At 69.3% G+C, this 12797-nt stretch carries 12 protein-coding genes; 5 read left to right on the forward strand and 7 right to left on the reverse strand.

Annotation, left to right across the window (positions count from 1 at the left end; all coding sequences use genetic code 11):
* Positions 1 to 11: 11 nt before the first annotated feature.
* The 5 genes from AB4850_RS22910 to rhaM are packed head-to-tail and all read right to left on the reverse strand — an operon-like array spanning position 12 to position 4877.
* Positions 12 to 1010, reverse strand: coding sequence for an ABC transporter permease (locus AB4850_RS22910; RefSeq protein WP_414445265.1), 999 nt, complete (start codon positions 1008 to 1010; stop codon positions 12 to 14).
* The gene (locus tag AB4850_RS22915; protein ID WP_414445588.1) at positions 1003 to 2025 is read right to left on the reverse strand and encodes an ABC transporter permease; all 1023 of its coding nucleotides are present in this window, start codon (positions 2023 to 2025) and stop codon (positions 1003 to 1005) included. The genes AB4850_RS22910 and AB4850_RS22915 overlap by 8 nt, the downstream gene beginning before the upstream one ends.
* 17 nt (positions 2026 to 2042) lie before the next feature.
* Positions 2043 to 3575: a sugar ABC transporter ATP-binding protein gene (locus AB4850_RS22920; protein ID WP_414445266.1), complete on the reverse strand. Its 1533-nt coding sequence runs from the start codon at positions 3573 to 3575 to the stop codon at positions 2043 to 2045.
* A 51-nt stretch (positions 3576 to 3626) separates the two neighbouring features.
* Entirely contained in the window at positions 3627 to 4526 is a 900-nt protein-coding gene (locus AB4850_RS22925) for an amidohydrolase family protein (protein ID WP_414445267.1), read from the reverse strand.
* 36 nt (positions 4527 to 4562) lie between these two features.
* Complete coding sequence (gene rhaM / locus AB4850_RS22930; protein WP_414445268.1) at positions 4563 to 4877, reverse strand: L-rhamnose mutarotase; 315 nt, start codon at positions 4875 to 4877, stop codon at positions 4563 to 4565.
* Positions 4878 to 5018: 141 nt separating this feature from the next.
* Here rhaM and AB4850_RS22935 point away from each other — a divergent pair, with 141 nt between their 5' ends.
* Entirely contained in the window at positions 5019 to 6017 is a 999-nt protein-coding gene (locus AB4850_RS22935; protein ID WP_414445269.1) for a LysR family transcriptional regulator, read from the forward strand.
* On the opposite strand, the gene AB4850_RS22940 is transcribed toward AB4850_RS22935, so the two are convergent.
* Positions 6004 to 6786, reverse strand: coding sequence for an SDR family NAD(P)-dependent oxidoreductase (locus AB4850_RS22940; protein WP_414445270.1), 783 nt, complete (start codon positions 6784 to 6786; stop codon positions 6004 to 6006). The two genes, AB4850_RS22935 and AB4850_RS22940, sit on opposite strands and share 14 nt — an antisense overlap.
* A 355-nt stretch (positions 6787 to 7141) precedes the next feature.
* On the opposite strand from AB4850_RS22940, the gene AB4850_RS22945 reads away from it, so the two are divergent.
* The 4 genes from AB4850_RS22945 (at position 7142) to aldA (ending at position 12279) form a co-directional block, all read left to right on the forward strand.
* On the forward strand, positions 7142 to 8473 hold the full coding sequence (locus AB4850_RS22945; RefSeq protein ID WP_414445271.1) for an MFS transporter: 1332 nt from the start codon (positions 7142 to 7144) through the stop codon (positions 8471 to 8473).
* 89 nt (positions 8474 to 8562) lie between these two features.
* Positions 8563 to 9747 carry an L-rhamnonate dehydratase gene (gene rhmD, locus AB4850_RS22950; RefSeq protein WP_414445272.1) on the forward strand — a complete coding sequence of 395 codons (1185 nt, stop codon included), beginning with the start codon at positions 8563 to 8565 and terminating at the stop codon, positions 9745 to 9747.
* 205 nt (positions 9748 to 9952) lie between these two features.
* Positions 9953 to 10777 (forward strand): HpcH/HpaI aldolase family protein, encoded by an 825-nt coding sequence (locus tag AB4850_RS22955; protein WP_414445273.1) that lies wholly within the window; start codon positions 9953 to 9955, stop codon positions 10775 to 10777.
* A 65-nt stretch (positions 10778 to 10842) separates the two neighbouring features.
* On the forward strand, positions 10843 to 12279 hold the full coding sequence (gene aldA, locus AB4850_RS22960; protein WP_414445274.1) for an aldehyde dehydrogenase: 1437 nt from the start codon (positions 10843 to 10845) through the stop codon (positions 12277 to 12279).
* A 35-nt stretch (positions 12280 to 12314) separates the two neighbouring features.
* Here the strand turns inward: aldA and AB4850_RS22965 are convergent, their stop codons facing one another.
* Positions 12315 to 12764 carry a hypothetical protein gene (locus AB4850_RS22965; protein ID WP_414445275.1) on the reverse strand — a complete coding sequence of 150 codons (450 nt, stop codon included), beginning with the start codon at positions 12762 to 12764 and terminating at the stop codon, positions 12315 to 12317.
* Positions 12765 to 12797: the final 33 nt, after the last annotated feature.

Raw genomic sequence — 12797 nt, forward strand, 5'->3', positions numbered from 1 at the left:
ACGATCGACGCTCAACGCGACAGCGTGCGCCGGTGCAGCCGCCGCGCATGCCAGCTCGCGGCGAGGTTCGGGATCAGCACCGACGACAGCAGCAGCACGCCGGTGACGATCGTCAGCGCTTCGCTCGATACGTCGACGAGCGTCAGCGCGTTCTTCAGGATGCCGACGATCAGCAGCGACAGCAACACGCCATACAGCGAGCCGCGCCCACCGAAGATGCTGACGCCGCCGAACAGCACGGCCGCGATCACGGCCAGCTCGAAGCCCTCGCCGTTGTCGCCGCGCGCGCTGGTGAAGCGCAGCGTGTAGACCACCCCGGCCAGCGCGCTCATGAAGCCGGACAGCACGAACAGGCGCAGCTTGGTGCGCGCCACGGCGATGCCCGAAAACGTGGCGGCGGCCGGGTTCGCGCCGATCGCGTAGAGGCTGCGGCCGAATGCGCTGGCCTGCAGCAGCACCGTGAACAGCACGGCCGCGACGATCACGATCACGAACGGCTCGGGCAGGAAGCTGCCGCCCACCGTGTTCATGCCGAACGCCGTGTAGCCGGGCGGGAAATCGGCGATGGCCTGATCGCCGAGCAGCACATAGGCCAGCCCGCGAAACAGCGCGAGCGTGCCGATCGTCACGGCCAGCGAAGGCAGCCGGAAGCGCACGATCACCCAGCCGTTGAACAGGCCCGCCAGCGTGCCGGCCGCCAGCGCCGCCGCGATCACCGCCGGCATCGGCCAGCCCAGATGCCAGAGCACGCCCATCAGCGCGCTCGACGCGCCGAGGATCGACGCCACCGACAGATCGATCTCGCCCGTCACGATGATCAAAGTCATGGTCAGCGCCATCAGCGCGATCTCGCCGATGTCGAGCAGGATGTTGGCGAGGTTCGACGCGTCGAGGAACACCGGCGACAGCACGCGGCCGAGCACCAGCGACAGCATCAGGATCACGGCCAGCAGGCTTTCCCAGCCCAATGCGGTGGCGCTGCGCGCGCCCTTGCGAGACGACTCAACCATGATCGCGTTTCCTCATCATGCGTTTGGCGACCGAGCGGGCCAGCAGCGTATCGGCCGTCACGGCGGCCACGATCAGCGCCCCCTCGATCGCCTGTTCCCAGAACGGCGAGACATGCAGCACGGCCAGCGCGATGCTGATCACGCCGAGCACCAGCGCCCCGAGTGCGGCGCCGAGTATCGTGCCCACCCCGCCGTTGATCGCCACGCTGCCCACCACCGCGGCGGCCACCACCTGCAACTCGATGCCCTTGCCGGTGCTGGCGTCGGCCGTGCCGAAGCGCGCCAGCCACAGCGCGCCGGCCAGCCCGGCCAGCGCGCCGGAAATCAGGAAGCCGGCCAGCACGCGGCGGTCCACGCGAATCCCGGCGAGGCGCGCGGCCTCGGGGTTCGAGCCGATCGCGTAGTGCTCGCGCCCGGCCCGGTAGCGCTTCAGGTAAACCGACAGGCCGGCGAGCAGCACCACCGTGATCAGCACCAGCACCGGCACGCCGAGCACCGCGCCGGTGGCCAGCCGCGAATACGCATCGGGCAAGTTGCCGGCGTTGATCTGGCCGCCGTGCACCCAGGCGTAATCGGCGCCGCGCAGGATGTAGAGCATCGACAGCGTCGCGACCAGCGAAGGCACGCGCCCGTAAGCCACCAGCAGCCCGTTCAAGCCGCCCGCGGCCAGCCCGATCGCCACGCCCGCCGCGAGCGCCACCGGCACCGGCATCTGCGGGAACGCCACATAGAGGCTGCCGACCCCGTAGGCGCCCAGCCCCACCACCGAGCCGACCGACAGATCGATATGCCGCATCAGCATCACGATCGTCATGCCGGCCGTCAGCAGACCGATGATCGAGACGTTGAGCAGCACGTCGCGCAGGTTCTGCAGGTTCAGGAATTGCGGCCGCGCGAGCGCCGTGCCGCCCACCAGCAACAGCAGGACAACGAACAAGGTGGTTTCGCGGCTGCGCGCGATCGCGGCGGCCAGCGCCGCCGCCGGGTGGCGCACGGCGGATTCGGCTGGGTTCATGGTCGGGGTTCCGGTGGTCATGCGGCACGCTCCAGCGACGGATCGCGCCCGCCGAGCGCGGCGCGCATGATGCGCTCCTCGCTGGCCTCGGCGCGGGGAATATCGGCGCGGATGCGCCCCTCGTGCATCACCAGCACGCGGTCGGCCATGCCGAGCACCTCGGGCAGTTCGCTCGAAATCATCAGCACGGCCATGCCGTCGCGCACCAGGTCGGCCAGCGCGGCGTACACCTCGGCCTTGGCGCCCACGTCGATGCCGCGCGTGGGTTCATCGACGATCAGCACGGCCGGCCCGGTCGCGAGCCACTTGCCGAGCACCACCTTCTGCTGGTTGCCGCCCGACAGCGTGCCCACCGGCAGCCGCAAGTCGCCCGCCTTCAGGCGCAGCTTCGCGCCCCACTCGCCGGCCAGCGCCAGCTCGCGCGCGGCCGACACCAGCCCGAAGCGGGCGAGCCGCCCGAGCACCGTCATCGACGCATTGCGCGCGATGCTCAACTCCAGCGCGAGGCCCTGCTCGCGGCGATCCTCGGGCACCATCGCCAGGCCGGCGCGCACCGCCCGCCCCGGGTCGCCCGGCGCGAGCCGCTTGCCGGCCACCGCGATCTCGCCCGCGTCGAGCGGATCGATGCCGAACACGGCGCGCGCCACCTCGCTGCGCCCCGCCCCCACCAGCCCGGCCAGCGCGACGATCTCGCCCGCGTGCACGTCGAACGACACGTCCTTGAACACGCCGATGCGCGTCAGCCCGCGCACCGACAGCCGCACCGCGCCGCGCTCGACCTCGGCCTTCGGATAGAACGTGGCCAGATCGCGGCCCACCATCGTCGCGACAATCTTCGTGGTACTGAGCGTCTCGGTGGGCGCGTCGAACACCTTGGCGCCGTCGCGCATGATCGTGACGTGACGCGCCAGCGCGAACACTTCCTCCAGCCGGTGCGTGATGAACAGCACCGCCGCGCCGCGCTCGCACAGCGTGCGCACGATCGCGAACAGCCGCTCCACCTCGGGCCGCGACAGCGCGGCGGTGGGTTCGTCCATCACCAGCACGTTGGCGTCGAGCGACAGCGCCTTGGCGATCTCGATCACCTGCTGATCGGCGATCGACAGGCCGCGCACGCGTTGCTGCGCTTGCAGGTTCACGCCGAGCGAGGCGAGCAGCACGGCCACCTGTTTTTCCATCGCCGCGTAATCGATGCGGCCGAGCCGGTCGAGCGGCTGGCGGCCCATGTAGATGTTCTCGGCGATCGACAGATCGAAGAACAGCGTCGGCTCCTGGTAGATCACGGCGATGCCGGCCGCGCGCGCGTCCGAGGGCGACGCAAAGCGCCGCTCCACGCCATCCACGCGCAGCACGCCGGTGTCCGGCGCATGCACGCCCGCGAGAATCTTCACGAGCGTGGATTTGCCCGCGCCGTTCTCGCCGAGCAGCGCATGCACTTCGCCCGCTTGCAGCACCAGCTCGCCGCCGATCAGCGCGCGCACCGCGCCGAACGACTTGCTCGCGCCGCGCAGTTCGAGGCGCGGCGGGACCGCCTTGTCAGGTGTCGCCAAGTTCGTCTCCGTTGTAGGTAGTTTGGTCTTGCCGGGGCACCGCGTGCATGGCTAGATCCGGTACACGCGCTCGGCATTGGCCGAGAACAGCAGCCGGCGCTCGTCGTCCGACACGCCGCCGACGATCCGCGCATAGGCGCGCCACAGCGCCTCGTAGCCGCCGAACAGGCGATCCACCGGGAAATTCGAGGCGAACATCGCGCGCGTCACGCCGAACGCGTCGATCGCATCGAGCACGTAGGGGCGCAGGCTCTCGACCGTCCAGGCGTGATCGAACATCGCCAGCCCGCTCAGCTTGACCGACACGTTCGGGCAGGCCGCCAGCGCGCGCAGGCCGTCGCGCCAGGCGCGAAACCCGGCCGGCGTGTCGCGATCGACGAACATGCCCGCGTGATCGAGCACGATGGGGATGTCCGGATGCGCGCGCGCAAGCTTCGCCGCCTCGGGCATCTGCGCGGGGTAAAGCTGCATGTCGAACGACAGGCCGTAACGCGCGAGCAGCCCGAACTGCCGCCGCCACGCCGGGTCGGCGAGATAGTCGCGCGCCACGTAGTTGTAAAGCGGATCGGCGTGCACGTTGAGAATCTGGCGGATGCCGCGCACGTTGGCGAACGCGGCATGCGCGGCCAGCACGACCTCGGCATCGGGCGCGGACAGGTCCGCCGCCGCGACGATGCCGTGCGGCAGCCCCGCGTGGCCGGCCGACCGATCGTCCGCCAGCGTGTGCAGCCAGCGCGTTTCTTCCACGGGCCGCACCGGGTCGAAGTTCGCCTCCACGTGCACGACCTTCGCGATCTCGATCTCGCCCGCCTCGCGCAGCAAATCGGCCGGCAGATAATCGTGCGCGAGATCGCGTGCGTCGCCCACGAACGACATGCCGGGCTTCGACAGCCACGGATAATCGCCGCTGGCGGGCCGCCAGAAATGCACATGCGGATCCACTACTCGCATCGTCGGGCTCCTTGCGCTCGAGGCGCGCGCATCGATTCAGGGAAGATGAAACAGCGGCGCGAGCGGCACCTGCACGGGCGAGCCGTCGGGCTCGGTCTGCATGATGTCGGCCATGAAGTCCCACCATTTGCGCATCACCGGCTCGGCGGCCAGCGCGTCCATGCGATGGCCGGGATCGCGCTTGAGCACGGCGAACAGGTGATGGGTGGCCTCGTCGAGAAAGATCCAGTAATCGCGGATGCCGGCCGCGCGCAGCGCGTCGGCCAGTTCGGGCCAGATTTCGCGGTGCCGGCGCTCGTATTCGTCGCGCCGGCCCGGATCGAGCTGCATCCGGAATGCGATCGTCTCCATGATCGTGTCTCCCTCGTTGTCGCATCGGTGCGACCGCTGCATGGCGGCACGCCCGACGCGTTGCAGCGACTATAAACGCCTCGCGATAGCCAACCAATCCGTTATCATCATTGGGCGATCCAGAAAACGAATCACCCGCCCATGACCCTGCACACCACCGCGCTGTCGCTCGTCAACCGGTTGAAATTCAAGCATCTCGCGCTGCTCGTCGCGCTCGACGATTGCCGCAACGTGCATCAGGCGGCCGGCGAGATCAACGTGGCCCAGCCCAGCGCGAGCCGCATGCTCGGCGATATCGAGGATGCGTTCGGCTTCCGCCTGTTCGACAGGAATGCGAAAGGTCTTGCGCCCACCTCGCTGGGCCTGCCGGTGCTGGCCTATGCCCGGCGCGCGCTGTCCGACCTCACACGCTTCGCCGAGGATCTCGACGTGAAGCGCCGCGGCGGCCACGGCCAGTTGACGGTGGGCGCGATCATGGGCGCCGCGCCCGACGTGCTGGCGCTGGCCGTGGCCTCGCTCAAAACCGTGCGCCCGCTGCTGAACGTGCGCATCCTCGGCGAAACCAGCGATCAGATCGTGCAATTGCTGTACCGCCGCGAGGTGGACCTCGCGCTCGGCCGCCTCACCAACGCGCTGCAACACAACGATTTCCACTTCGAGCCGATCGCGGCCGAAACGCTGGTGCTGGTCACGCGCGCGCAGCATCCGCTGGCCGCGCGCGGCGAACTCACGCTGGCCGAACTCGCGCAATGGCCGTGGGTCGCGCAGCCGGTCACCAGCCCCGCGCGCGTATTGCTCGAAAACGAATTCGCGCGCGCCCGGCTCGCCACGCCGGCCAACCTCACCGAATGCGGCTCGATCTTCGCGACGCTGCAACTGGTCGAGACCTTCGACGCGATCGCCATGCTGCCCGAACCGGTGGTGCGCGATCACGTCAAGGCGCGGCTGCTGGTGGCGCTGCCGCTCGAAATCGGCAAGCGCCTGCCCGGCTACGGCATCCTCACGCGCCGCGACGAGCCGCTCTCGGAAGCGGCCGAATACTTCGTCGGCCTGCTGCGCCGCTTCTCCGACCCGGCGGTCGATACGCTGCGCGACGCGCCCGGCGCGCCGGATTCGCCCGTGATCGTCACTGAAGGTTGACGAACAGCCCGCCATCCACCAGCAACGCCGCGCCCGTCACGTAACGCGCGCGCGACGAGGCCAGGAACACCACGCAATCGGCCACCTCGTCGGGCGCCCCGAGCCGGCCCAGCGGAATGCGCTTTTCCATATAGGCGCGCTTCTCGGCATCGGCCAAGTCCTCGGCGTTCAGGTCCGTGGCGATGGTGCCCGGCAGCACCGAATTGCATCGGATTCCGTACGGCCCGAGCGCGATCGCGCACGACTGCATCAGCGAATGCACGCCGGCCTTGGTGGGCGTGTAATGCGTCTGCATGCCGCCGCCCACCAGCGCGCTGATCGAACTGGTGGCGACGATCGCGCCGCCCGTGCCCTGCTCGCGCATCTGCCGCGCCACCGCCTGCGTCACATAGAATGCGCCGTTCAGGTTCACGCCCACCGTGCGTTCCAGCACCGCGGGCGGCATGTCGAGGAACGCATGAAACGGGCAGATGCCGGCGTTGCTGGCCAGCACGTCCACCTTGCCGAACGCGCGCACCGCCTGGCGCACCAGCTCCGTGCCGGTGCCGGGCTGGGCCACGTTGCCCTCCACCGCGATCGCGCGGCGGCCGGCCCGGCCGATCTCGGCCAGCACCTCGTCGACGGCCGTGCCCCGGCCGTACGAGGCATCGTTGTCGCCCCAGTAATTGATCACCACGTCGGCGCCCTCGCGCGCACTCGCCACCGCGATCGCGCGGCCGATCCCGCGCGAGCCGCCCGTCACGATCACCACCTTGTCCTGTAGCAGCACTTCGTCCTCCTGAATTGCGGTTGTGCGGCGGCCGGCCCGCCCCTGCCGTGCGGCTCAATATAGGGTCGCCGCCCCGGCCCGGACAATCCGGAATCCGCATCGTCCGATCCGCGTTCCGGATCGCCGTGTCGCAGGTCGCGCGTTGCCGGCCCGCCGCCGCTATCGACTCTCGATCCGGAAATTGCATCGCCACCGCCGATATTGGTATTGGTCACGCATCGTCGGGCTGATTACAGTGCTGCATGCCTCGCGCCCACCGAGGGCGGTGCACGGCAACGACGAACGCGCGATCGACGACGGAACCGGCCACGGCCGGCCACGCGATCGACGGCGACGAACAACAACGGAGACATGAATGGACGACCCGGCAATCCTGCTCGGCGATGCGATTCGGCGCGTCACGCGACGGCTGCTGCCGTTCCTGCTGCTGATGTACGTGATGGCCTTTCTCGATCGCGCCAACGTCGGCTTCGCCAAGGCGCAGTTCCAGCTCGACACCGGGGTGTCCGACGCGGCCTACGCGTTCGGCGCGGGCATCTTCTTCGTCGGCTACGCGCTGGTGGAAGTGCCGAGCAACCTGATGCTCGAACGCGTGGGCGCGCGGCTCTGGATGTGCCGGATCATGATCAGCTGGGGGCTGGTATCGGCGGCCACCGCGCTGGTGCACGGCGAGACGGCGTTCTACGTGCTGCGCTTCCTGCTCGGGATCGCCGAGGCGGGCTTCTTCCCCGGCGTGATCCTGTATCTCACCTACTGGTTTCCGCGCCAGGCGCGCGGCAAGGCGCTCGGCCTGTTCTATTTCGGCGCGCCGATCGCGTTCGTGGTGGGCTCGCCGCTGTCGGGGCTGCTGCTCGATCTGCACGGCGTGGCCGGGCTGCGCGGCTGGCAGTGGCTGTTCCTGGTGGAGGGGCTGCTGGCCAGCGTGGTGGGCGTGGCCGCGTGGTTCCGGCTCGACAACGGGCCGCGCGACGCGCGCTGGCTGCCGGCCGCCGAGCGCGAGGTGCTGGTGGCCACGCTCGACGCCGAGGATCGCGCCAAGCGCGACCACGGCCCGGCCTCGATCCGCCAGGCGCTGGCCGACCGGCGCGTGCTGCACCTGAGCGCCGTGTATCTGCTGATCCAGATGAGCGTGTACGGCGTGGTGTTCTATCTGCCGTCGCAAGTGGCCGGGCTGATGGGCCGCAAGCTCGGCTTCGAGGTGGGGCTGGTGGCGGCGCTGCCGTGGCTGTGCGCGCTGGTGGCCGCCTACTGGGCGCCGGTGCTGGCCGATCGCAGCGGCCGCCATCGCCAGATCGCCGCCGCCACGCTCGCGATCAGCGCGGCCGGCATTGCCGCGTCGGTGGCCAGCGCGCAGCCGGCGCTGTCGCTGCTGGCGCTCTGTTTCGCCGCCGCCGGCTTCATCGCCGTGCAGCCGGTGTTCTGGGTGCTGCCGGCCTCGACGCTGCGCGGCAGCGCGGCGGCCGCCGGCTTCGGCCTGATCAATTCGCTCGGTGCGCTCGGCGGCTTCGTCGCGCCGAACCTCAAGCAGGCCGCCGAGACCGCGTTCCATTCATCGTCGGCCGGCCTCTACACGCTCGCCACCACCACGCTGGCCGCCGCGCTGCTGGTGCTGGCCGTGCGCCGGCAACCCGCGCCGAGCGGCCGGCCGCACGACGAGCCGCAGGCGCGGGCGCGCTATTCGCCGTGAGGCGGCGCCCTCTTCGAGGCGCGCGGCGGCCTCGCCCTGCACGCCGCTCGCTGTCATTCATTCGCTAGTTCGCACTCCGGAGGAACATCATGTCGGTCCCCACCATCAAGCAGATCCGTGCCTACACGCTCCGCGGCGGCGGCGCGGATTACCACGACCAGGAAGACGGCCACTGGATCGACGACCACATCGCCACGCCGATGGGCCGCTACCCCGAATACCGCGCGAGCCGCCGCAGCTTCGGCATCAACGTGCTCGGCACGCTGGTGGTGGAGGTGGAAGCCAGCGACGGCACGGTGGGCTTCGCCGTCACCACCGGCGGCGAGCCGGCCGCCTATATCGTCGAGAAGCATCTGGCGCGCTTCGTGGAGGGCGCGAAGGTGACCGATATCGAGAAGATCTGGGATCAGATGTATTTCGGCACGCTCTATTACGGCCGCAAGGGGCTGGTGCTCAACACCATCTCGGGCGTGGATCTCGCGCTGTGGGACCTGCTCGGCAAGGTGCGCGACGAGCCGGTGCATCAGTTGCTCGGCGGCGCGGTGCGCGACGAGCTGCAGTTCTACGCCACCGGCGCGCGGCCCGACCTGGCCCAGCAGATGGGCTTCATCGGCGGGAAGATGCCGCTCCATCACGGCCCGGCCGAGGGCGACGAAGGGATGCGCAAGAACCTGGAGGCGCTGGCGGCGATGCGCGAGCGCGTCGGCCCCGATTTCTGGCTGATGTGGGACTGCTGGATGAGCCTCGACCTGAACTACGCGACGCGGCTCGCCCACGCGGCGCAAGCGTACGGCCTCAAGTGGATCGAGGAAGCGCTGCCGCCCGACGACTACTGGGGCTATGCGGCGCTGCGCAAGGCCGCGCCGCCCGGCATGCTGATCAATACCGGCGAGCACGAGGCCACCCGCTGGGGCTTCCGGCTGCTGCTGGAGATGGGTTGCTGCGACGTGCTGCAACCCGACGTGGGCTGGTGCGGCGGCGTGACCGAGCTGATCAAGATCTCGGCGCTGGCCGACGCGCACGGCGCGCTGGTGGTGCCGCACGGCTCGTCCGTCTACAGCTACCACTTCGTGATCACGCGCCACAACAGCCCGTTCGCCGAGTTCCTGATGATGGCGCCGAAGGCCGACCAGGTGGTGCCGATGTTCCATCCGCAGTTGCTGGACGAGCCGGTGCCCGAGCGCGGCCGGATGCGCGCCTCGGCGCTCGACAAGCCCGGCTTCGGCGTGCGGCTGAACCCCGATTGCCAGCTCGCGCGGCCTTACACGCACTGAGCGCACTGAGCGCGGCGGGCGCGCGGCTTGCTGGCGGCGGGTTGCCGAATGCGTCGGCCGGCAGACCCGGCGAGGCCGCCGAACCCGCACGCGTCGCGCCATGAATCCTCAGTACGGCGTAGGATCGTAGCGCCGTGCCGCGCCGCCCGGCTCCGCCTGACTTCTGACTTGTTCCGCAGCCCCTACCGATTTCCGGAGACACCGCATGCCACCGTTGCCCCCGCTCGACAATCCGTTCAAACACGCACTCGCCGCGCACACGCCGCAACTCGGCACCTGGAACAGCTTCGCCAGCGGCTACACCACCGAAATCATCGCGCAGACCGGTTACGACTGGATGCTGGTCGACGGCGAGCACGCACCGAATTCGGTCGACACCATCCTCCAGCAGTTGCAGGTGCTGGCCGCCTACCCGACTCAGCCGGTGGTGCGCACCGTCGATCACGATCCGGCGCGCATCAAGCAGTTGCTCGACATCGGCGCGACCACGCTGATGGTGCCGATGGTCGAAACCGCCGAGCAGGCGGCGGCGCTGGTGCGCGCGATGCGCTACCCGCCGGGCGGCTTTCGCGGCATCGGCGGCGCGCTGACGCGCGCGACGCGTTGGGGCAGCGTGGGCGACTACCTCGCGCGCGCCGAATCGGCGCTGTGCTTGACCGTTCAGATCGAATCGCGCGCGGGGCTGGAGAACGTCGAGGCGATCGCCGCCACCGAGGGCGTGCACGGCCTGTTCATCGGCCCGGCCGACCTGTCGTGCGCGCTCGGTCATCCCGACGACGCCGGCCACGACACCGTGCAGCAGGCGATCCGCCACATCATCGACGTGTCGCGCCGGGCCGGCAAAGCCGCCGGCATCCTCGCGCCGGCCGAGGACGCGGCGCGCCGCTACCTCGAATGGGGTGCGAGCTTCGTGGCCGTGGCGATCGACATCGTGGCGCTGCGCGACGCACTCGACGCCGCGCTGGCGCGCTTCCGCCCGACCGGCGCCGCAGGCGCGGCGGCGAACCCGGCCGCCAAGGGCGCCTACTGATTCGCGCCGATTCCCAAGCCAACGACGACGCAACGACCTACCCCGATTCCAGCCAGGAGACGACCATGTCCAGCACTCCGACGCAATACCAGCAGTACATCGACGGCGAATTCGTCAGTTCCACCGAACATTTCGAGGTCCGCAACCCGGCCACCGGCGCGGTGCTGTCGCACGCGCCCGTGGCCAGCGTTGCCGATCTCGACCGCGCGATCGAGGCGGCGCGACGCGCGCAGCCGGCCTGGGGCACCCGCCCGGCGATCGAACGCGCCCGCTTCCTGAACCAGATCGCCGACCTGCTGCGCGCCGACGTGGCGCGGCTGGCCGACATCATCGTCAGCGAGGGCGGCAAGATTCGCGGGCTGGCCGAGGTCGAAGTCAACTTCACGGCCGATTACCTCGACTACATGGCCGAGTGGGCGCGCCGCATCGAAGGCGAAATCATCCCGAGCGATCGCGCCAACGAAACCATGCTGCTGTTCCGCAAGCCGATGGGCGTGGTGGCCGGCATCCTGCCGTGGAATTTCCCGTTCTTCCTGATCGCCCGCAAGATGGCGCCGGCCCTCATCACCGGCAACACCATCGTCATCAAGCCGAGCGAGGAAACCCCGAACAACTGCTTCGAGTTCGCCAAGCTGGTGGCGAAAACCTCGCTGCCGAAGGGCGTGTTCAACGTGGTCGGCGGCAAGGGCGACGTGGGCGGCAAGCTCAGTGCGCATGCCGGCGTGGACATGATCAGCTTCACCGGCAGCGTGGCCACCGGCCAGCGCATCATGGCCGCCGCCGCAACGAATCTGACCAAACTGAACCTGGAGCTGGGCGGCAAGGCCCCGGCCATCGTGCTGGCCGACGCCGATCTCGAACTGGCCGTGACGGCGATCCGCAACTCGCGCGTGATCAACACCGGGCAGGTCTGCAATTGCGCCGAGCGCGTGTATGTCGAACGCAAGGTGGCCGACGCGTTCATCGAGCGCATCAGCGAGGCGATGCGCGTGACGAAGTACGGCGATCCGGGCGCGGATGCGTCGGTCGAAATGGGGCCGCTGATCAATCAGGGCGGCCTGGACAAGGTGGCGGCGAAGGTGGCCCGGGCCGTCGAGCAAGGCGGCACGGTGGTGACGGGCGGCAAGCTGGCCGACCTCGGCCGCGGCTTCCACTACGAGCCCACCGTGATCGCCGGCTGCCGCGAGGACATGGCGATCATGCGCGAGGAAATCTTCGGGCCGGTGCTGCCGATCCAGATCATCGACGATCTCGACCAGGCCATCGCGCTCGCCAACGACTGCGAATACGGCCTGACCTCGTCGGTCTACACCACCAACCTGAACAAGGCCATGCACGCGATTCGCGGCCTGTCGTTCGGCGAGACCTACGTGAACCGCGAGAACTTCGAGGCCATGCAGGGCTTCCATGCCGGCGTGCGCAAGAGCGGCATCGGCGGCGCGGACGGCAAGCACGGCGTGTATGAATACACGCACACGCAGGTGGTTTATCTGCAGACCTGAGCAATCGGGCCACACGGCGGTGGCGGCGCCAGGCGTTACCGGCGGCGCCACCGCTCGCGTTCGCGCGAGCGCTCGTCGAGCCGCGCCACGTCCGCGTCGAACGCCGCGTATTGCGCACTGCAAAACAGTTGGCAGAGCCGATCGACGTCGGCGCGCGATTCCACGTCGAACGTCACGACATCGCGCTCGATGCTCGGCTTGCCGAACCCGAACCTCGGCTTCTTCTCGCGCATCGCCACGGCGTTCAGTTGAAAATCCTGGCCGAGATCCGTGCCGAGCGCGCTGATCCACAATTCGCGCTGGTCGCCGGTGTGGCGCAGCACCAGCGCGGGCAACGGGCCGCTCTGGTCGACGTCCCACAGCGCCAGTTGCGCCGCCCATGGAAACTGCTCAAGCGCACCGATGAACCCGGCATAATCGGTCGGGCCTTGCGGGTCCAACCGGGAATAGTCGTCGCCGGTTTTCTGAATCGCATAAGTCAGCATGGCCAAGTTTCCGGGAATGGAAACCGCCACTAT

It is taken from the genome of Burkholderia sp. 22PA0106, from assembly GCF_047497155.1.
GTDB lineage: Bacteria > Pseudomonadota > Gammaproteobacteria > Burkholderiales > Burkholderiaceae > Burkholderia.

What these genes read in the sequence shown, in the direction of transcription:
- AB4850_RS22910 (WP_414445265.1), bottom strand. Translation starts at nt 1,010, where the DNA reads ATGGTTGAGTCGTCTCGCAAGGGCGCGCGCAGCGCCACCGCATTGGGC.
- AB4850_RS22915 (WP_414445588.1), bottom strand. Translation starts at nt 2,025, where the DNA reads ATGAACCCAGCCGAATCCGCCGTGCGCCACCCGGCGGCGGCGCTGGCC.
- AB4850_RS22955 (WP_414445273.1), top strand. Translation starts at nt 9,953, where the DNA reads ATGCCACCGTTGCCCCCGCTCGACAATCCGTTCAAACACGCACTCGCC.
- aldA (WP_414445274.1), top strand. Translation starts at nt 10,843, where the DNA reads ATGTCCAGCACTCCGACGCAATACCAGCAGTACATCGACGGCGAATTC.
- AB4850_RS22925 (WP_414445267.1), bottom strand. Translation starts at nt 4,526, where the DNA reads ATGCGAGTAGTGGATCCGCATGTGCATTTCTGGCGGCCCGCCAGCGGC.
- AB4850_RS22935 (WP_414445269.1), top strand. Translation starts at nt 5,019, where the DNA reads ATGACCCTGCACACCACCGCGCTGTCGCTCGTCAACCGGTTGAAATTC.
- AB4850_RS22945 (WP_414445271.1), top strand. Translation starts at nt 7,142, where the DNA reads ATGGACGACCCGGCAATCCTGCTCGGCGATGCGATTCGGCGCGTCACG.
- AB4850_RS22965 (WP_414445275.1), bottom strand. Translation starts at nt 12,764, where the DNA reads ATGCTGACTTATGCGATTCAGAAAACCGGCGACGACTATTCCCGGTTG.
- rhaM (WP_414445268.1), bottom strand. Translation starts at nt 4,877, where the DNA reads ATGGAGACGATCGCATTCCGGATGCAGCTCGATCCGGGCCGGCGCGAC.
- rhmD (WP_414445272.1), top strand. Translation starts at nt 8,563, where the DNA reads ATGTCGGTCCCCACCATCAAGCAGATCCGTGCCTACACGCTCCGCGGC.